A 19,430-nucleotide genomic window follows, 5' to 3' on the forward strand; every position below is an offset into this window, starting at 1 on the left:
AAGTGGTAGGAAGTTCAATAATGAATGATGAGTTCCAGTATAAATTTGAGTTAGTTAAACAAGAAATTGACTTACTACAAAGTGGGATAAGGAACTGTGATAGTAGCCTTTTTACGATTAAGGGTTGGGCGATTACTATTTTCTCAACCTTTATTTTCTTTGCAGCAGACAAGAAACAGCCCTTATTTTTGCTTTTTTGTGCTATGGCTATAGTCCTTTTCTGGCTACTTGATTCTACTTACAGGAGCATTCAAAGAATTTATATTCGTCGTTATAATGAAATCGAGCATTATCTTCAGAGCTTAGAGTTTAGTCAAGCCATTAAGGAAAGAAACTTCAGGGATTTTTATATACCTAAAATTGGTGCAGGCTTTAATGTAAAAGGAATAATAAAGTACACTGAAATTTTTCAAGTTGCTTTCATGTATCACAATGCATTGGGAGCATGTCACTTTTTTGGGATAGTCTAGCAAGCCAATAAACCATTGAGATAAGCACAAAGATGGGCAAGCACTTGAGGGACATTATCTTTGTTCCACTGAGCACCAGAGATTTTAGTGCGACGGTCAATCTGCTTTACCGCAGACTCAACTGCACCTGAACCGATAGAACAAATCAGCTGACGCTGATAGTAATCATAGTTGACAATACGGTGTCTATGTTTTCGGAGATAGGCACAGAAATTAACAGCCTGCCTACGTTTACACTGTTCAATAAGAGCAATAGTATCATCAACATTACCTTTCCAAAGTAAAGCTTTCGCATCGTTTAAGCGACGTATTGAACCACCCACTTTTTCTAGATTCTCCATCAGATGATACCAATCGAGAATTTCACGTCGTTGCTCTTCAGTAGCCATGGGCTTAATCAAATTCCATACTCCATCATGTCCATCCCCTAGACAAGTTATTGGCGTACTCAAAGGTTGCTGACGTACCCAATCGACTAACTGCTGATTGTCCTGAAAGCAAGCTCCAGTGGCAAACTCATGCAACCTCACTCCTTTATAGTCTAGCCATCGACATTCTTCACCCACAGGTGTTCTGATGCGAATCTTACCGCCATCTGCACTCAGTTCGGTAATCTCTTGCTCTGCTTGGGGTAATTCAAAGGTTTGCCGATGGACTAAACGCTGTTGGGTCTTGGCTGGGACTCGAATTCCTGTAAACATTGCCACATCTGCTTCGGTGTGTTCATAGGAGCTATTTGCACTGACTCGCAAACAACACATCTCCAGATATGGACTCAGACGAGTATGTGCCTTAATTCCCAGTTGCTCTGCTTGTTGCGTGGTTACAGTTATCTCTCCAAGGATGCTTTTGAGCTTACGTTCTCGTCCTTCTGTTGTTCCTGTACTTGTTGAGACAAAAAAATTCCTACTTCGGGCATCACATGCTGTTGCATCTGTTCTCGCACGGCTTGTTCGATCCCTGAAAATGTCTTTAGCGCTTCTAGTTCGGTATTTGCGTAAAGTATTTTGGCGATCTCCTGCACATGTTCTTGTAATTTCTTGGCTTGTTTTGGTGTCATGCTTTTACTGGTCTCTAAATTATTCTATTTTCCCTCCTTTCTCTCCCTTTTTGCAAAAGTGACATGCTCCCCAATGCATTGCTATACATATCAATGCTTTCTTTAGTATTAATTCTATCAATTCTTATGAAATAAATTATAGAAATATCTATAATTTATTTCATAACTTTAACTTGTCACAGTTTCCTATGAACTTCCAGCAGTTCTATATCTAAATCGCATGAGTTACTTTAATGAAATGTACCTTTTTGATTTGTCTGAGGCTTGTTATTAATGGGTTAGGCTACTCTTGTTGGCTAATTAATCGTGCATTCGTTACTACAGTTACTAGCGATCATTATTTGCAAGAAAAACACCTAAGCCAAACGCTCTGTTAAATTAAAAAAGTTAGCCAACATTAACGGCAAATTATGCGTTTAAATGTCGATTCTCAGAAAATCGAACAACTTATGGAAGCATTAGGCAAAGAAGCTCGTAGTTCAGGATGTATCTACTTTACAGGCGGTGCGAGTGCTTTACTCATTGGTTGGCGTAGTTCTACTGTCGATATAGATATTCGTCTAGATCCAGAACCATCAGGAATTTTTCAAGCGATCGCCAAGCTCAAACAAGAATTAAACATAAATATTGAACTTGCCTCTCCACAGGACTTCTTGCCACCTCTTCCAAGATGGCGTGACAGAAGCGTATTCATTGGTAAACGGGGGCAGATTTCATTTTATCACTATGATTTTACAGCCCAAGCTCTTTCTAAACTATCCAGAGGATTTGATCGTGATATTAAGGATGTTGAAGCTATGTACGCTCAGAAATTATTCTCTCTGAGTACGCTGCGCGATTGCTTTGAGGCGATCGCACCCGAAATAATTCGCTTCCCTTCTCTTAACCCTGACGTACTTAGAAGCAGAGTCGAAAACTTCATCGAACGATTTGAAGGGCAGGAGCCATAATGAATCTCAATGATTTGCCAGGAGCCGAAATAATATTACCTGGATTAAGTGATCTTCATAGTGGTAATTCCAATACAACTGGGGCTTTACTAGTTGCGATCGCCTCAACACGTTTAACCGAAGCAGGTTTAGATATTCCAAAATATTACTTAGCATCAGAGCCAGAACTAACCTTGTATGCTCTTCTCCAAGAAGAACGAGAAGATGCTTACCCTTACTATAATGCTTTACTGAATAGCCTTAATAGCTTTTGCAATGCACTTGAAATCAGTTATAGATACAATCGTAATTAGGTAACCTATAATCCTCTGATTTGTTGTGGAGAGTGGGTTATGCCGAAACTGCAAAATGTTTTAAGGCTGTTTGACAGTCATCTTGAATCTGTGCCTTGAGTGCATCTAGGGAAGCAAATTTCTGTTCGGGACGAATAAACTTAACGAGATCTACATTTAGCTCTTGATCATATAGATCACCTTGCCAATCAAATAGATGCACTTCCACCGATCGCCGATCGCCATTAACCGTTGGTCTTAAGCCGATATTCATCACTCCAAATATGGGTTTAGGGCTAGAGCTAATACTTACCTGTACAGCATAAACACCATCGCGGGGCAAACACTTTTGAACTGGTAGATCGAGATTTGCCGTCGGGAAACCGATGGTGCGCCCTAACTGCTTGCCTTGGACGACTTTGCCCACCAGATTATAAGGACGACCAAGCAGGGCATTGGCAAGATCAACTTCACCCTTAGCTAGGGCAACACGAATATTTGAGCTACTAATTCTGATCGGGGTTGGATCATGAAGGAGCATCGTCTGTTCTGGAATTACCGTGAGGCGATCGCCCCAAACATTTTTTAGATCGGTAATATTACCTTGGCGTTTCTGCCCAAAATGAAAATCAAAACCAACGCTGATTAATTCCACTTGGAGGGAGTCAATCAAAATTTGCTGCATAAATTCCGCAGCCGTGAGTTTAGCAAGATCTGCATCGAAGGGTAGCAAAACTAATTGCTCGACACCAAGGGATTCAAGTAGGGCAACTTTTTCGTCAAAAGGGGCAAGTAGCGATCGCGGTTGTTTGCTAAAAAATTCTTGAGGATGAGGCGAAAAAGAAACAACGGTACTTGTTAAATGTTGATCGTGATTGCTCAAAGCAGATGGCAAAATCGGCGCAATCACATGGCGATGTCCTATATGCACGCCATCAAAGTTACCGAGGGCGATCGCAGTAGGACGGGAAATCTGGGTTGGGTCAAATATTACTCTCACACTTAATATTTTGACACAATTCTGGGATGTGATCTCAGCGCTAATTTTGGGTTTTGTCGCACCATAGGTGCGACAAAACCTAAATTTTAGTTTTTGTCATGACATTCTGGTATGTTTGAGATCCCGCCGTTAGCTTACTATCCATGACCGTTAGAGAAACATTTCGCCGCACCAAAATTGTCGCTACTATTGGTCCCGCAACCAGTAGCCCTGATATGATTCGCCAGCTTATTGAAGCAGGTGCAACTACATTTCGTTTAAACTTTTCCCACGGAACCCATGCAGATCACCATCGCAGCATCTGCAATATTCGCCAAGTATCTAGCGAACTAAACCAACCCGTCGGTATTTTACAAGACTTACAGGGACCAAAAATTCGCCTTGGGGTATTTAAAGATGGACCCATTACTTTAAATAAAGGCGATAAATTTACCCTAACTAGCCGCCAAGTTCCGGGAACCTCTGAAATTAGCTGCATTACTTATGAAACCCTTGCTGAGGAAGTACCTGTTGGTGCGGTCATCATGCTTGATGATGGCAAGGTAGAAATGGTCGTCGAAGCTGTGAATGCAGAATTAGGCGATCTTTATTGTCGTGTGGTTATTGGTGGCACACTATCTAATAACAAAGGTGTCAATTTCCCAAATGTCCACTTATCTGTCAGTGCCATGACTGATAAGGATCGCGAAGATTTGCGCTTTGGTCTGTCGGAAGGTGTGGATTGGGTAGCATTGAGTTTTGTGTGTACACCTGAAGATGTACTTGAAGTTAAAGATTTAATTGCGGCATCGGGGCGTAAGGCTAGCGTCGTTGCCAAAATCGAGAAGCATGAAGCGATCGCCAATATGGAAGCGATTCTCTCGGTATGTGATGGCGTAATGGTGGCGCGGGGTGATTTGGGTGTAGAAATCCCTGCTGAAGATGTACCGATCGCCCAAAAGCAATTAATTAAAACCGCTAATCGTTTGGGTATTCCCGTCATTACGGCTACCCAAATGCTCGATAGCATGGTGAACAATCCCCGTGCGACCCGTGCCGAAATTTCCGACGTAGCCAACGCAATCATCGATGGAACCGATGCTGTCATGCTTTCTAACGAAACTGCGGTCGGTAAATATCCGATCTTGGCAGTAGAAACGATGGCAAGAATTGCTGTTCGTATCGAAAGAGAACAGGATCTCCAAATGCAACCCCTTGAAAGCATGGGACGTGCGGTTCCTAATGCGATCAGTCAAGCGGTTGGTAGTATCGCCATGCAGTTAAATGCCGCCGCGATCGTGACCTTGACCAAAACAGGTTCAACAGCCCGCAACGTCAGCAAATTCCGTCCCCCGATTCCCATTTTGGCAGTTACGCCCAATGTCCAAGTGGCAAGACGCTTGCAAATGGTTTGGGGGGTGCAGCCCTTAGTTCTAGTTTCCTTGCCATCCGCCCGACAAAACTTTGAAGCGGCTCTCAACCTTGCTCAAGAAATGAAGCTACTGTCCGCAGGTGATTTAGTAGTTATGTCAGCAGGTACATTACAGGATGTGGCGGGTTCAACGGACTTAATTAAGGTTGAATTTGTATCATCGGTAGTGGGCAAAGGCTTAAGCATTGGCTCTGGCATGGTTCATGGTCGTGCTAGGGTTGCTTTCCATCATCTCGATGTGCGTGATTTTAACGAAGGGGAAATCCTTGTAATTGATCGCACTGATGCTGACTTTATTGATGTAATTCGTAAGGCAGCAGCAGTCATTACTGAAGATGCCAACCTTGATTCCCATGCAGTGGTCATTGGCAGAAGGTTAGGTATCCCTATCCTAGTTGGGGTCAAAAATGCCACAGGCTTTATCCGTGATGGTGAACCTCTGAGCATTAATTTCAGCAAAGGCATGATTTATTCTGGTTCACGATCAGACGATTTGGCATTTTAGCTATATTACAGTTGGTGCTAAGCACCAACTGTAATGTTTTTTGAGTTAGTCATGGAAAATTTTGCTTTTTATAATCCAGTCAAAATTCTATTTGGCAAAGGTCAAATCGCGAATATTGCAGCAGAAATTCCTGTTGATGCCAAAATCCTTGTCACCTATGGTGGTGGCAGTATCAAAACCAATGGAGTTTATGAGCAAGTAAAAGCTGCCCTAACAGGACGAACCTTTCTAGAATTCGGCGGGATTGAAGCCAATCCACATCTGGAAACATTACTCAAGGCAGTTGAGTTGATTCGTGCTGAAGGAATTAATTTTTTACTAGCTGTTGGTGGTGGTTCAGTCGTTGATGGGACAAAGTTTATTGCCGCAGCAGTTCCCTTTGATGGCGATCCTTGGGATATCTTGGCAAAACATGCCCCCATCAAGGCGGCAATCCCATTTGGTGCAGTTTTGACCCTGCCAGCAACAGGCTCAGAAATGAATACTAGTTCTGTAGTAACCAAGTGGGAAACCCAAGAAAAACTATTTTTCTCTAGTCCCCTTGTATTTCCCAAATTCTCGGTACTAGATCCTGAAACCACTTTCTCGCTGCCTCCAAGACAGGTAAGTAATGGCATTGTTGATGCTTTTACCCATGTAATGGAACAGTATTTGACCTATCCCGTTAATGCCCCACTCCAAGATCGGATGGCAGAATCAATTCTGCAAACCTTGATCGAGGAAGGTCCCAAAACCTTAGTAGATCTCCGTGATTATGAGTCCAGAGCTAACGTGATGTGGTGCGCCACTATGGCTCTGAATGGTCTGATTGGTGTCGGTGTCCCTCAAGATTGGGCAACACATATGATTGGTCATGAACTCACAGCTCTGCATGGACTGGATCATGCCCAAACCTTGGCGATTGTTTTACCGAATATGCTGAGCATTAAACGCGATCGCAAGCGTGAAAAGCTACTGCAATATGCTGAGCGCGTTTGGGGTCTGGTCGATGGTGATGAAGACGCAAGAATTGATCAAGCGATTCAGAAAACTCGCGACTTTTTTGAATCCGTCGGTGTTCGCACTAAGCTTTCAGACTATGGTGTGGGCTTAGATGTCATTCCCTTAATCACCGATCGCTTCGAGAAGCGTGGCTTTGTGGCTTTAGGTGAACATCAAGATGTCACACCCAAAGTTGTCGAGCAAATTTTAGCGCTCTGTGCTTAACTTCTAAAAGTGCTGCTATGCAGCACTTTTAGCTATTTATTTTGATGTTGATCAATATGACTAAGAAACTGTTATTTGTTTGTCTCGGAAATATTTGCCGATCGCCTGCTGCGGAAAATATCATGAATCATCTGATTGAGCGGGAAGGACTAAGCGATCGCTTTATTTGTGATTCCGCAGGTACAGGTGGTTGGCATGTGGGCGCACCACCTGATCGCCGAATGCGGGCTGCCGCCAAAGAACGTGGTTTAAATTTTGTTGGTTCAGCTAGACAATTTGAAGCGATGGACTTACGGGAATTTGACCTAATCTTGGCAATGGACAGAGACAACTATCGCAATATCCTTGCCCTTGATCCACAGGGAAAATTCAAGGACAAGGTGAAAATGATGTGTGACTATTGCCAAACCCACAATGACAAAGAAGTTCCAGATCCCTATTATGGTGGTGCGGATGGCTTTAATTATGTTATCGATCTCCTCTTCGATGCCTGTGGTGGGCTTCTCAAATCCTTGAAAAGTCGCTAAAGTCATGTAATGCTCTGCCCAACGAGAATAAACAGCGAAAAGGAGCAAAGAATATGTCTGCTTCAGTTACAGAAGATCTCATAATACCAAGCGCAAAAGTCTGGACAGATCGGGCATTCATGGCTCTTCCCGATGATGAATGTCGTTATGAAATTGTAAATGGAGAACTAGTTGTCATGGGCAACTCAGGTGCTTTACATGGCTATATTTCCATTGTTTTGAGTTCAGCTTTGTTTGCAATTGTGTCACCGCAAAAGCTGGGCGTGTTATTTGATTCCAGCACCGCCTTCAAGATGAAAAATGGTAATAAACGCTCCCCTGATATTTCTTTCTTTGCGAAAGAGAGATTTCAAGGGATTGCAGATCTGCCCATTGGCTTTTTAGAAGGTGCACCTGATCTAGCAGTGGAAATCCTATCCCCTGGAAATACGGTCGAAGAAATTAGTACCAAACTTGTGGAATATTTTGAAAATGGGACAAGGTTAGTTTGGGTAATTAATCCTATCCAACACTATGTCTTAGTTTATCGTTCTGCCCAAGAACCCGATCGCCTCCTTAAACGTGGTGATTGTCTGGATGGAGAAGATGTTATTAATGGGTTTAGTTTTGCTGTTGATCAGCTATTTCAAAGACTTTCATTCTAGGCAAACTTTGATTTTTCAAGAAATCTTGAGAATGTTGTTATAATTCAGTGGCAATTGCTGAATATTTAATACCAATTCACAAAAATTCTGACGCACTTTTGTGAATTAAAAACAAACCTCAGTAAGGTTTTTAAAAGCTAAAAATGGCATTCTATTTTTAGCTTTGTTATATGTAGCTTTAAAGATAATCCTTTTTAAGGCTGGGAAATATTATTTTTTAAAGAGTAATGACAGAGACGAAAGCATTGAAATACGCCTACTATTCTGGTTGCGTTGCCAAGGGTGCTTGCAAAGAACTCCACGCATCGACAACAGCGATCGCTCAAGCCTTAGGCATTGAATTGGTGGAATTAACTAAGGCAACCTGTTGCGGTTCGGGAACCTTTAAGGAAACCGATGAGCTAATGGAAGATGTGGTCAATGCCCGAAATATTTCTCTCGCCGAAGAATTGAATCTTAATGTGATGACGCAATGTAGCACCTGTCAGGGTGTTCTCGGTCGTGTCAATGACAAGCTCAAAAGCTCTGACCCTAGCCGCAAAGATGAAGTTAATGCCTTACTGAATACGCAAGGTCATCATTTCCAAGGATCGACGGAAGTTTTGCATTTACTCTGGATTCTCATTCGTGACTATGGCTTAGAAAATATAGCGGCTAAAGTCACGCGATCGCTTGCCAATCTAAAATGTGCTGCCTTTTATGGTTGTTATTTATTGCGATCGCAAGTTACGCGCTTTGATGATCCCTTTAAGCCAGAATCCTTAGAAAACATTTTTCGCACCGTTGGTGCAACTCCTATTTATTACGATGGTCGTGTCCAGTGCTGCGGCTGGCCGATTTCCAGCTATGCCCCCAAGGAATCCTTCTCAATGGCAGGAAGACATTTGACTGCCGCGATCGCCGCAGGTGCAGATTGTATTGTTACCCCATGTCCTCTTTGTCACTTAAATCTTGATTCGCGTCAACCCGAAGTTGAAAAGGTCATTGGTCAAAAATTGGGTATCCCAATTTTGCACCTACCTCAATTAATTGGCTTAGCGATCGGCATTGATCCAAAAGTACTTGGCTTAGATCGCCACATTGTTTCTACAAGTTCAGTTTTACAAAAACTTTCTCTATAAACAAGAAAAGGTTTTCACAGAGTGAAAACCTTTTCTTGCTTTTATGGGCAAAGAGAGAATCGAACTCTCATGACATCGCTGTCGTCAGATTTTGAGTCTGATGCGTCTACCAATTCCGCCATTCGCCCTGACTTCAGGATTTATATATTAACTAACGGTCATGTTCTTTGTCAAATATTTTTTTAAGAAACTGATCGCGATCGCCAATTCAGCAAGGGCATCGCGAAAACTACTATAGGAGGGATATGTCTATCACTCTATGGCGGCTACTATAAGACTTGCTTTCCAATCAATGCCACTTTAATTAGTAACCTATGTCCAAGCTAGAACGCCTCATTGTGATGGCGGAAGATGAATTGGTGCAGTACAGCACCACCACTCGCAAGATCGAAAAACTGCGCCAAAAAGTCAGCTTATCTCTGAATGTTGCTGAACAAAAGCAAGCCAAAGCAGAACTACTTGCGGAAATGCCCACCGATGACATTAGCCAAGTAGTCGAAAAAAATCGTCAGACTATTTCTCTACCTTTCTGGGGGATCGCAGGGCTAGGACTGCTATTAGGTATATCAATGGAACAGCCCCTAGATTTTATCGCTACGGGGATCGGCACTGTTGCCGCGATCGCATTGCAAAAGTGGGGATGGCAACTACAGGCCAAGCGACTAGTTTTACAAACCCTAGAAGACATCGAAGAACGGACAAAGCGTTAGTTCAAGCAGTCTAAGTAGAAGCGCACCCCAAAGGGGTGCGCTTCTACAAACTAAAAAATCTACAAAGGATTTAGGACTGCTATATTTAAAGACTGTGCTACAACCACAGTCTTTAAATTTCCTGAATCGTCAATGCTGCAAGTCGCTCTCATCTATCCCGAAATTCCGCCCAATACTGGCAATATCGCTCGCACCTGTGCCGCCACAAATACCCATTTGCACTTGGTTGAGCCTCTGGGCTTTGAAATTAGCGATCGCCAACTGAAGCGAGCAGGCATAGACTATTGGGACTATGTAAACGTGACTGTGCATCCTAATATCGAATCCCTACGCGAAGCATCCAAAGGGGGAAGGTGGATTTGCTTTAGTGCGCGTGGAGCAAAACATTTTCGAGAATTTCAATATCAAGATGGTGATTGGCTATTATTTGGCAGTGAATCCAGTGGTCTACCTCAAGAAGTCCTTGCCAATAATCCTGCGGTTTATATCCCTATGGAAAATCCCAACGTCCGCAGTCTCAATCTCTCCGTGAGTGCTGCCCTCGGTTTATTTGAAGCCAGACGACAATTAGGAATTTAAAAAGAGGAGTTCGCCTCTTTTTAAATTCCTAACGTCAGTTCTGGATGATTTGAAACTGGCTTTGAGAGAGGGTTTGCTACGCAAACCCTCTCTCAAAGCCCAAAAGCAAAAGCCTTGCGTAGCAAGGCTTTTGCTTTTGGTTTTTTAAAATTTGCCAGCTTCATCCGAAATGACGTTACTTAGTAACTAGTGCATCGTAACTAGCTTTAAATCCTGCTTGCTGTAAAGCTTTAACGGCAGTTTCTTCATCTTCGACCCAGAATTGATTGCCTAGGCGCACTAGCTTTGGCATATATTCGATCGCTGCAATTACAGGGATTTTGGCAGAAGTATCAGGTTCATTTCTGCCGTAGTTGGAATTGCCTTGGTTAGAGTTGCTATAGCTAGGATTAGGATTTAAGGCAGTTTTGAGTTGCTGCAAGACTTGGCGATCGCTAGCCTGTTCACGAGTTAGCTCGACCCGCACCATTCTTACCGCCTCAATCGGCTGCATATTGTCAATAATTAATTGCGTTTGTTCATCGCGACGATCAATCTTGCCCCACACCATCACCCGTTTATCCTTTTCTAAGAGATGCTTGACCTTATCAAAGGTCTTGGGGAACACGACAGCTTCAGTACTACCTGTGAGATCTTCGAGTTGCAAAATTGCCATCTGATCGCCTTTTTTGGTAGTTACAGCTTTGATATCAAGAATCAATGCGATCGCTGTAACGGTTTTAGTTTCTGAGGAATCAGGAATATCGCAAAGATTAATCGGAGCCATTACCCTCGCCGAACGACTGATGACACTAAGGGGATGATCGGAAATATAGAAACCGAGTAATTCCTTTTCCATCCGTAGCTTTTCTTGAGAGGAATAGTCCTGAACACGATTAGTTGTAGGAGCAGTGTCGAAGGTCTTAGTATTACTACTTTCGCCAAAGAAATCAAACAGATTGCCCTGACCTGATGCTAGCTCTTTGGCGCGGCGTGATGCCCATTCCATCGTGATATCAAGATCATTCATCAACTGATGACGATTTGGCTCTAGCAAATCTAACGCCCCAGTTTGGATCAATGCTTCTAAAGCTTTCTTATTGAGCGATCGCGAATCAAGGCGGCTACATAAATCAGCTAGCGAGGTAAAATCTCCATCCTGCTGTCTAGCTTGTAGAATTGCGGCGATCGGTCCTGCACCAAGATTTTTAATTGCCGCCAAGCCAAATAAAATTTGCTGTCCACGAGGTGTAAAGTCTTCCCCAGAACTATTTACATCAGGGGGCAATACCTGAATCCCCATGCTGCGACAGTTGGCAATATAGCGCTGTACCTTGTCTTGATCACCACTGACTGAAGACAAAAGGGCTGCCATATATTCGACAGGATAGTTTGCCTTTAGATATGCAGTCTGGTAGGTGACATAGCCATAGGCGACACTATGGGATTTATTAAAGCAATTGGAGGCAATATAGCCCTTATCCAGCAGAAAATTGTGATCCTGCGCTAAGCCGATATCAAAAACAGCTTGTAACCCTAGTGATTTACGACCAACGATTTTCATTTTTATTAATTACCCCCAGATAATAAAAACTAGCACCCAGATATAGTGTCTATACCTAAGCGCTGAATCTTAATGGACTTTATGAAAAATTACGGATGATTATGGTTCAAAACCTTCTAGTTCAGGTACTTCGGCAACGAGATGTACACCTTGAATATATAGAGAACGACCATACTTGCCAACATTCTCTAAGCGTAGTTTACCACCTTGCTTTTTGGCTTGCACTGCCATGTCGATCGCCGCACCTACGCCTCTACTGACAATCTTGGTAACACCTTCAAAATCCAAAACGATTGCTGCCAACTTCTGATCAATAAATGGCTGTACTGCTTGTCTAAAATATGGAACAGTGGTTACGCTCAAAGCACCATTCAGTTTGAGAATAACTTGATCGCCATCAATTTGTTCAACGATCTTGAGTTCATCTTGTAAAAATGAGGAATGAGTCATGGTTGGAGAATGGGTTTGGGGATAGACAAAAACTTACTCATACGGACAGTTGTACCTTGATCGGTAGATTCGATTTCTACCTTATCGACCAATGCTTTGATCATATGTATGCCGAAACCGCCGTTTTTGACACCAATCTCGGATATCAAATCAAAATCAGGCGGAGGCACACTATCAACATCAAAGCCAGAGCCACGATCATGCACTTCTAAAACTAGGCTGGTATGCGCTGCGAAAACAACAACCTCCACGTCAAGGTCTGATGTACTGTAAAGAACCGCATTCACTAAAGCTTCCGTAAGAGCTTGTACGATGTCTTGCACAGCATTAGGACTAAACCCCATTTTTGTAGCGAGTACTTCGACTGCCGCGATGGGAATGTCCTCGATTCCCTCAACGGGTGGAATTGAGATTCGCAGCTTTAAAGGCTTCTCACTCATGGGGAGTCATTCTTTAGCTTTGATTAGCTTTGCCAGATGTAATATACCACACGTTTTCAACGGATGTAGGTAAAACCAATAAATTTTTGGTAACAATCATAGAGATGCATAGGTAGACATAAAAACGAAAGGATTTATTGTTGTAAGGATGGACGGCGCGAAGCGCCGTCCATCCTTACCTATTTACATAATGTAGCAATTTGTGTAGCTTTACCACGCCACACAAATTGCTATTTAATCATGAGTTCCCCAACTTCTAATCGCTTCAGCGATCGCGGCAATTGAGGCTGAGGCAAGGATTAGCAAGACGCTGAGAGCATTTAACTCAGGGGTGACACCACCACTCCGCAGGGATGAAAAAATAGCGATCGGCAATGTGGTTGAGCCAACGCCTGCGGTGAAATAGGCGATCACAAAATCATCCATGCTGAGAATAAAGGCAAGGAGACAGCCTGACAAAATACCAGGTAAAAGTTGTGGTAGGAGTACGCGCAAAAATGCTTGGACTGGGGTAGCACCGAGGTCAAGGGCAGCTTCTTCGAGCTTGGGATCAATGCTAGCAAGGCGACTGGAGACTACCACTGCAACATAGGCTAGGCAAAAAACAATATGCGCGATTACAATTGTGCCAAGGCTTAGTGGGAGTTTAATCGCTGCAAAAAATACGAGGGTTGCTACCGCGATCGCAATATCAGGCACGATAAGGGGTAAATAGGTGACTCCTCGATAGAGGCTCTTGCCAGGGAAATAATATCGGGCTAAACCAACTGCGGTGAGGGTTCCTAATACTGCTGATACGGACACAGAAGCTAGGGCGATGCTGAGACTGTTTTTTAATGCTGCTCTTAATATTTCGTTTTGAAGGAATTTGGCGTACCAGTCCAGACTAAAGCCTGCCCATTGTGAAGGGGATGGGGATTTATTAAAGCTAAAAATGGTGAGAACGCCGATGGGCAAGTACATGTAAAAGAAGGCAAGTAGCATGTACCAAGTTTGCCATCGCTTGATTGGAGGGACGTTTATTGCGTTAGCCATCACTTAAAAGGGGAAAAGGAAAAAAGGGATTAGCTATCACTGACTACGCGGCGATCGCCATATTTAATTAGCAGGGCTATCACAATGGTGACAGCAAGAATCAGCACCATGCTAATTGCTGATCCAAAACCTCGGTTACTGCTTGCGCCTAAAAATTGCAACTCAATGATTGAGGCGATCGTGCGACTACCTGGCCCTCCTAATAGCTGGGGATTAATGTAATCGCTAAAGCTAGAAATGGATACTAGAGCCGTTCCTGCAATAATGCCTGAGGACACTTGCGGTACTGTAATTTGCCAAAAAGTCTGCTTGGAGTTTGCCCCAAGGTCGGCCGCTGCTTCGAGTAGACGCAGATCAAGACGTTCCAGCGAGGTATAAAGCACTAAAACCATATAGGGCAAATAGGTATAGACCATGCCAATGATTACACCCTCGGCCTTATTTAAGACATTGATTCCTGAGAGTCCAATGAAGTTGAGAAAGGTGTTTAAAACGCCCGTTGGTCGCAAAATTGTAATCCAAGCATAGGATCTCAATAAAGATGAAGTCCACAGAGGCAGCACAAATAATAGTAATAAGATATTGCGCCAACGCTTAGGTGCGATCACCGCTAGCCAGTAAGCCACAGGAAAACCTAAGATGAGGCAAAAGCCTGTGGTAATTACTGCATAAAGTAGCGATCGCCATACGACGGTTAGATAAATGAAGTTACCACCAACGTACTCGAAGACTCTCAGATAGTTGTCTATGCCAAACTCAGTTTTACCAAGGGGGACAAGACTCTGAATAAAAATAAAAATCGTGGGGACGAGTAAAAATGAAACGAGCCAAAAGCCACTTGGGAAAAGTAGGGCAAAAGGCTCAAGCCATTTCAGTCGCTTAGATGTTCGTTGCTTAGATTCAGGAGGATTACTTACTGTCATCGGTTTTAGAAATAAAGCACTCGTGAGTCAATCCCTTGCGATCGCAGATAGCGGGACACAGATTCGGCGGAGTCACGATTTTGATAAGCACCTGCATGAATGTAAGTGCCCCGACCAGAATTAGTGAAAAATGCATTGGGGACATACTGCCGTACCTGTGTCAGCAAATACTGATTGCTTAATTTGGCTGGAATGGCGGCAATATAACGATAATTAGGATTTACAGTTTGTTGAGGTAATTGTTGCTCAGCAGTGACCTCATTTGCTACTGGTTGGGTTGGGAAAGTCGATAAGTTACTACTGGGTGCAACATAGCTATCGTAGGATGTGGCTGGCGCTAGCATTGTTGTTGAGGACTGTACAAATCCAGTTTGAGGCGGCACATAACTAGTAGTTGGTTGGACGTAGCTAGTTGGCTGGATAAATCCAGTTTGAGGCTGGACGTAACTAGTTGGTTGAACGTAGCTTGATTGGGTATAACCAGTTTGGACAAGCTGAGTTTGGGGCACAACCGCTTGGGTTACAACCTGTCTAGTTTCGGGAACCAATACCTGTTGCCAACGAGGGACTAATACCTGCTGCGTCTGTACCTGTGGCACAATCGTATTTGTTGTGACCTGCTGATACTGGTTAGTGTAGGCGATCGGTTGCTGTGGTGCAGAGGTATAGATCTGTGGTTGCGGATCTGCTTGAAAATTTATTGTCTGAGGTGCTGGAGTTTGTTGAATAATCACTTGCTGCGGATTATTCGACAAGGGCGCGACGAAAGTTGTTGTGTCCGTAAAAGGTGCTTGGACATTACTTTCCTTACCTCCTGAAGTACTGAAATATTTTTGAGGTGATAGTCCAGTGTTGCTCAGAGCCGATACTAAGTTATTCGCACTGGTCTCAGAGTTAAAAGTACCTGCCTGAATTGCAGGTTGTCCATTGATTTTGGTCGCGAAAGCAGTTGGCGAAACCGTCTTAACTCTTTGTAATGTTCCAGAATCATTACCTTCTACAAAAACTACATAACGTGCCGATGCAGAATGCGCGAGCACTAAGGAAGCGATCGCCGTAGTTCCGATAATACTAAACCTTTTGAGCCAATTCACAGCAGTACATCCCCACACTTGAATGTAATAAGGGTTAAGTTTAACTCAACTAGATCAAGTGATGTTTTTTCTAGTCAAAATTATTTGGTTAATTTAAGCATGTAATATAGCAGAACATAAAAATTAAAGAGGGGCGCTTTGCGCCCCTCTTTAATTAAATTACCAAAGCTATAACTGTATGGGAAGAAATGGAAAAAATTAAGACTGGTTTAAATATTGCAATTTTTATTTTTTTGGCAGGTTTTATCGGTTTAGAAATCTGGACTTTAATATCCCATTTCCTCAAACAATAAAACCAAGAAGGTCGCTAAAGCGACCTTCTTGGTTTTATTGTTTAGCTGGAGAAATGCGAATCTCTGAATAAAACTTGGATGATTGAATGCGGCGATCGCCTGCATTGTTACCCTGCGACAGAGTAGTCACGCGGAAGCGCAGATTTGGATTTCCGTACCAAATGCGTTCTTCGATTACCCCTTGCGATGTTACGGTGTGAATGGTCAAGGACTCATCTTGCGCGAACTCATAGATACCTTTGCCTTGCCCACTTAAAATCAAGCCCTTGTGTGGGGAGTCAGGATTTGGTACTGGGACGATTACAGCACTGCCTTTCGGTTTAATGCTGCTTAATGACTCTTCTTCCCATGATGTCCTGACAGCATGTTGAGCGGTATGCGGATCAATGTCATATTTTTGGCAAATTGCGATTAAGTCAGGATCATCCTCACTTAGTGTATTGATTTCCAATAAAGAGCGACCATCATTACCATTTTCTTGACCAAATTGATGATCGCTGCGTTGCGATCGCCAACGACCGACAAAGAGTTCGAGAAATTGATGAATATCCATTAAAACAAAAGTTGATCTAAAAGCTAATAAAAAAGCAAAAAATGCAAAAAGTAAGGCTTAACCAATTTTGACACAAATCTTGATGTTTATTCGGGTAGCAATTTCCCAAAACAAAAAGGGGCGCAATGCGCCCCTTTTTGTTTTAAGAGAGAGTTGTAACCCAGCTTCTCTTAAAAACTTGATTTAGCTCTTGCGGTAAGGAACTAGCTTTTCGTAATCAAGATTTTGAGCGGAGACCAGTCTTCCAGCAGATGCAGGAATATTGAGGCTACGAGCTAAGTTCAAGAACAAAGCTGGATCGCCTGCTTGTGGCTTTCTGTCGGCAGGGGTATAGCCACGAACTTGATTTTGCCAAATGATTTGAGGGAAGCCCAACTGTGCACGATGGTAAGCATCGTAGCGAGGAGATTTGATGTTGAAGGGTCTTTCACCAACGGATTGGCTAGGTAGAATCCGACGACGTTGGTAAGGCAATGTGTCATCACCAAATGCTTCAAGATACTCGTCACTGTTGATGAGTGCATCGATAAAGCCTTCAATACCCTTGGTCATAACTACTGCTGACCAAGCAATTTTTTCACGTTCGCTGTAAACGTCACGACCAAGAACGCGCTGTACAGTTTGCTCTACGAAGCGATAGTTGCTGTTTTTTTCATAGAAGCTGGTTCTATAGGTGTTAGAGAGCACTAAACCACGCACAAACTGTCTAACGGTGAGGTTTCCAGAACGCAATTGCGATTCTAAGGTAACTTCGCGATCTACAGCAAAAGCATGGAAGAAAATTTGACGATATGCAGCTTCGATCAAATCATCTAGCTCAGTTTTAGAGAGCAAGTTATTAGTAGTGTAGATGCGAGGTGTTTCATCACCACCTACTGTAAAGCCAGCGACGCGAGAATTTTGCGATGCTGGAGCGTATTCTAATAAAGGAATCGCCACGTTTAAATCTCCAAATAATATTATCGAAAAGTTCTAAAAATACTTATTGCCAAATTTACCGCAGTTTCTAAGTTGGAGACAACCCAAAAACTGCAAAACTCATATTTTGGTTGTATCTAAGGTTTTTACTTTGTCCATGCCAAGGTAAAAACCACAATACAATGAGTTCAGGTCTAAATAAGCTAAATAAAATTACAAGAGGCTAACCTCTAGTCAATGATAGGATAGGCGAAATTAGCTAGTTCTACTTGCTTCATATAAGTTTACCTTTTTTAACCCTTGAGTGCCAGTTTCAGTCTGCTGATAGCTCGTTGAAACTGGCAAAATCCATTGAGTTAGAAGAATCTTAAAGTCTTTTATATTTCGTAAACAATAAGTAATCTTAATGACTTTTGCATATCGTAAGTTCGCCGATCGCTTTTGGACGTGGCGAGGCTATGAGATTGGTTATTGTGCTGAAGGATTAGCGAAAAATTTAGATAGCCCTGCACTTGTCTTAATCCATGGTTTCGGGGCATCAGTGGGGCATTGGCGAAAAAATGTCCCAGTTTTGGCGGAATGTCATAGGGTCTATGCGATCGATCTGGTCGGGTTTGGATCTTCGGCACAACCAAAACCTAGTGAGCTAGCCTATACCTTTGAAACTTGGGGACAACAGATTGCTGATTTTGTGCGCGAGGTAGTAGGCGATCGCGCCATCCTTGTTGGCAATTCGATCGGTGCAGTGGTTGCTATGCAAGCCGCGATCTATGCTCCTGAGTTAATCACTAAAACTGTATTAATTAATTGTTCCTTGCGGCTATTGCAAGAACAAAATCAATTGGCGATGCCTTGGTTTAAGCGTGTCGGTGTGAAGGCCGTCCAAAATATTTTGGGTGTGCGGGCGATCGCCAAATTATTTTTCGATCAAGTGCGCCAACCAAAATCAGTGCGCCAAATTTTGTCGCAAGCTTATATTCACTCAGAAGCGATTACTGATGAATTAATTGAAATATTAGTGAAGCCCGCTCAAAATACCAATGCTGTAGATGTGTTTATGGCGTTTGTGCGCTATTCACAAGGCCCCAGACCAGAGGATTTGTTGGCAATTTTGCCCTGTGAGGCGATTGTCTTGTGGGGCGATCGCGATCCTTGGGAACCGATCACATTGGGGCGCGAGTCTTTTACGAAATTTGCCTGTGTTAAAGAATTTATTGATATTCCCAATGCAGGGCATTGTCCGCAGGATGAAGTGCCAGATGTAGTTAATGATATTTTGCTAAAAATAGCGGCTGCATAAAATTTGAGTTCGAGGCTTTGCCCCGAACCCAAATCGATGGTTCTAAAATTTTGCGTGAGTTCGATAACGCCAATTGCGCCGCGCGAAGCGCGGCGCAATTGGCGAACTGACCTTAAATCTATGGCTCTAAATTTTGCGTATTTGCTAACACATCTTGGTAAACACTATGTAAATGCTTGAGCATTTCCTGCTGTGGTAATTCATGGGTTTGGACTTCTCGGATCAGGTAGGTCAACAACTGCAACGAACCATTATGAATATTTGCCGATGTTTGTGCGATGATTTGTTGCTGATGCTGAAGTTCTTGCTGGGTCGCGAGGAGTTGTAACCGCAAATGCCAACATTTTTGCAGTAGGTGGATAATGGCTGCTAATGCGCCCAAAAGAAATAAGCCCTGCAACATAGCCTGCAACATAAGTTCTGTAA

General features: G+C 43.0%; 22 protein-coding genes and 1 tRNA gene. 11 read left to right on the forward strand and 12 right to left on the reverse strand.

The window, feature by feature from the left end; all coding sequences use genetic code 11:
* Positions 1-20: 20 nt before the first annotated feature.
* Complete coding sequence (locus HC246_RS05465) at positions 21-470, forward strand: hypothetical protein (protein ID WP_169362505.1); 450 nt, start codon at positions 21-23, stop codon at positions 468-470.
* Here the strand turns inward: HC246_RS05465 and HC246_RS05470 are convergent.
* A complete protein-coding gene (locus HC246_RS05470) occupies positions 467-1,507 on the reverse strand; it encodes an ISKra4 family transposase (RefSeq protein WP_169364487.1) in 1,041 nt (346 codons plus the stop codon). The genes HC246_RS05465 and HC246_RS05470 overlap by 4 nt on opposite strands.
* 433 nt (positions 1,508-1,940) lie before the next feature.
* Between HC246_RS05470 and HC246_RS05475 the strand changes: the two genes are divergently transcribed.
* Positions 1,941-2,480, forward strand: a complete 540-nt coding sequence (locus tag HC246_RS05475; protein WP_169362506.1) for a DUF6036 family nucleotidyltransferase — start codon at positions 1,941-1,943, stop codon at positions 2,478-2,480.
* The gene (locus HC246_RS05480; protein WP_169362507.1) at positions 2,480-2,773 is read left to right on the forward strand and encodes a hypothetical protein; all 294 of its coding nucleotides are present in this window, start codon (positions 2,480-2,482) and stop codon (positions 2,771-2,773) included. Before HC246_RS05475 ends, HC246_RS05480 begins: the two co-directional genes overlap by 1 nt.
* A gap of 37 nt (positions 2,774-2,810) precedes the next feature.
* Here HC246_RS05480 and HC246_RS05485 read toward each other — a convergent pair whose 3' ends face one another.
* A complete protein-coding gene (locus tag HC246_RS05485) occupies positions 2,811-3,752 on the reverse strand; it encodes a bifunctional riboflavin kinase/FAD synthetase (protein WP_169362508.1) in 942 nt (313 codons plus the stop codon).
* Between the two features lie 143 nt (positions 3,753-3,895).
* Between HC246_RS05485 and pyk the strand changes: the two genes are divergently transcribed.
* From pyk to HC246_RS05510, 5 genes are all read left to right on the forward strand, one after another.
* A complete protein-coding gene (gene pyk / locus HC246_RS05490) occupies positions 3,896-5,668 on the forward strand; it encodes a pyruvate kinase (RefSeq protein WP_169362509.1) in 1,773 nt (590 codons plus the stop codon).
* A gap of 51 nt (positions 5,669-5,719) precedes the next feature.
* Entirely contained in the window at positions 5,720-6,874 is a 1,155-nt protein-coding gene (locus HC246_RS05495) for an iron-containing alcohol dehydrogenase (RefSeq protein ID WP_169362510.1), read from the forward strand.
* Between the two features lie 56 nt (positions 6,875-6,930).
* Positions 6,931-7,401, forward strand: coding sequence for a low molecular weight protein-tyrosine-phosphatase (locus HC246_RS05500; RefSeq protein WP_169362511.1), 471 nt, complete (start codon positions 6,931-6,933; stop codon positions 7,399-7,401).
* Positions 7,402-7,454: 53 nt separating this feature from the next.
* Positions 7,455-8,045: a Uma2 family endonuclease gene (locus HC246_RS05505; protein ID WP_169362512.1), complete on the forward strand. Its 591-nt coding sequence runs from the start codon at positions 7,455-7,457 to the stop codon at positions 8,043-8,045.
* A gap of 227 nt (positions 8,046-8,272) precedes the next feature.
* Positions 8,273-9,166 (forward strand): CoB--CoM heterodisulfide reductase iron-sulfur subunit B family protein, encoded by an 894-nt coding sequence (locus HC246_RS05510; RefSeq protein WP_169362513.1) that lies wholly within the window; start codon positions 8,273-8,275, stop codon positions 9,164-9,166.
* Between the two features lie 44 nt (positions 9,167-9,210).
* On the opposite strand, the gene HC246_RS05515 is transcribed toward HC246_RS05510, so the two are convergent.
* A tRNA-Leu gene (locus tag HC246_RS05515) sits at positions 9,211-9,294 on the reverse strand.
* A 186-nt stretch (positions 9,295-9,480) separates the two neighbouring features.
* Here HC246_RS05515 and HC246_RS05520 point away from each other — a divergent pair.
* Both HC246_RS05520 and HC246_RS05525 read left to right on the forward strand, forming a co-directional pair.
* Entirely contained in the window at positions 9,481-9,876 is a 396-nt protein-coding gene (locus HC246_RS05520; protein ID WP_169362514.1) for a hypothetical protein, read from the forward strand.
* A gap of 132 nt (positions 9,877-10,008) precedes the next feature.
* Positions 10,009-10,455 carry a tRNA (cytidine(34)-2'-O)-methyltransferase gene (locus HC246_RS05525; RefSeq protein WP_169362515.1) on the forward strand — a complete coding sequence of 149 codons (447 nt, stop codon included), beginning with the start codon at positions 10,009-10,011 and terminating at the stop codon, positions 10,453-10,455.
* A gap of 175 nt (positions 10,456-10,630) precedes the next feature.
* Here HC246_RS05525 and HC246_RS05530 read toward each other — a convergent pair whose 3' ends face one another.
* The 8 genes from HC246_RS05530 to HC246_RS05565 form a co-directional block, all read right to left on the reverse strand.
* Positions 10,631-11,998: a helix-hairpin-helix domain-containing protein gene (locus HC246_RS05530; RefSeq protein WP_169362516.1), complete on the reverse strand. Its 1,368-nt coding sequence runs from the start codon at positions 11,996-11,998 to the stop codon at positions 10,631-10,633.
* Between the two features lie 99 nt (positions 11,999-12,097).
* Positions 12,098-12,448, reverse strand: a complete 351-nt coding sequence (locus tag HC246_RS05535) for an STAS domain-containing protein (RefSeq protein ID WP_169362517.1) — start codon at positions 12,446-12,448, stop codon at positions 12,098-12,100.
* Positions 12,445-12,888 (reverse strand): ATP-binding protein, encoded by a 444-nt coding sequence (locus HC246_RS05540; protein WP_169362518.1) that lies wholly within the window; start codon positions 12,886-12,888, stop codon positions 12,445-12,447. The genes HC246_RS05535 and HC246_RS05540 overlap by 4 nt, the downstream gene beginning before the upstream one ends.
* A gap of 234 nt (positions 12,889-13,122) precedes the next feature.
* On the reverse strand, positions 13,123-13,923 hold the full coding sequence (locus HC246_RS05545) for an ABC transporter permease (RefSeq protein ID WP_169362519.1): 801 nt from the start codon (positions 13,921-13,923) through the stop codon (positions 13,123-13,125).
* A gap of 29 nt (positions 13,924-13,952) precedes the next feature.
* Positions 13,953-14,846, reverse strand: a complete 894-nt coding sequence (locus HC246_RS05550; RefSeq protein WP_169362520.1) for an ABC transporter permease — start codon at positions 14,844-14,846, stop codon at positions 13,953-13,955.
* Positions 14,847-14,851: 5 nt separating this feature from the next.
* Complete coding sequence (locus HC246_RS05555; protein WP_169362521.1) at positions 14,852-15,940, reverse strand: hypothetical protein; 1,089 nt, start codon at positions 15,938-15,940, stop codon at positions 14,852-14,854.
* 327 nt (positions 15,941-16,267) lie between these two features.
* On the reverse strand, positions 16,268-16,786 hold the full coding sequence (locus tag HC246_RS05560) for a phycobiliprotein lyase (protein WP_169362522.1): 519 nt from the start codon (positions 16,784-16,786) through the stop codon (positions 16,268-16,270).
* 183 nt (positions 16,787-16,969) lie between these two features.
* Complete coding sequence (locus tag HC246_RS05565; protein WP_169362523.1) at positions 16,970-17,725, reverse strand: phycobilisome rod-core linker polypeptide; 756 nt, start codon at positions 17,723-17,725, stop codon at positions 16,970-16,972.
* Between the two features lie 385 nt (positions 17,726-18,110).
* Between HC246_RS05565 and HC246_RS05570 the strand changes: the two genes are divergently transcribed.
* Positions 18,111-19,004 (forward strand): alpha/beta fold hydrolase, encoded by an 894-nt coding sequence (locus HC246_RS05570; RefSeq protein ID WP_169362524.1) that lies wholly within the window; start codon positions 18,111-18,113, stop codon positions 19,002-19,004.
* A gap of 118 nt (positions 19,005-19,122) precedes the next feature.
* On the opposite strand, the gene HC246_RS05575 is transcribed toward HC246_RS05570, so the two are convergent.
* Positions 19,123-19,419 (reverse strand): hypothetical protein, encoded by a 297-nt coding sequence (locus HC246_RS05575; RefSeq protein ID WP_169362525.1) that lies wholly within the window; start codon positions 19,417-19,419, stop codon positions 19,123-19,125.
* Between the last annotated feature and the right edge of the window lie 11 nt (positions 19,420-19,430).

The sequence above is a fragment of the Pseudanabaena yagii GIHE-NHR1 genome (assembly GCF_012863495.1).
GTDB lineage: Bacteria > Cyanobacteriota > Cyanobacteriia > Pseudanabaenales > Pseudanabaenaceae > Pseudanabaena > Pseudanabaena yagii.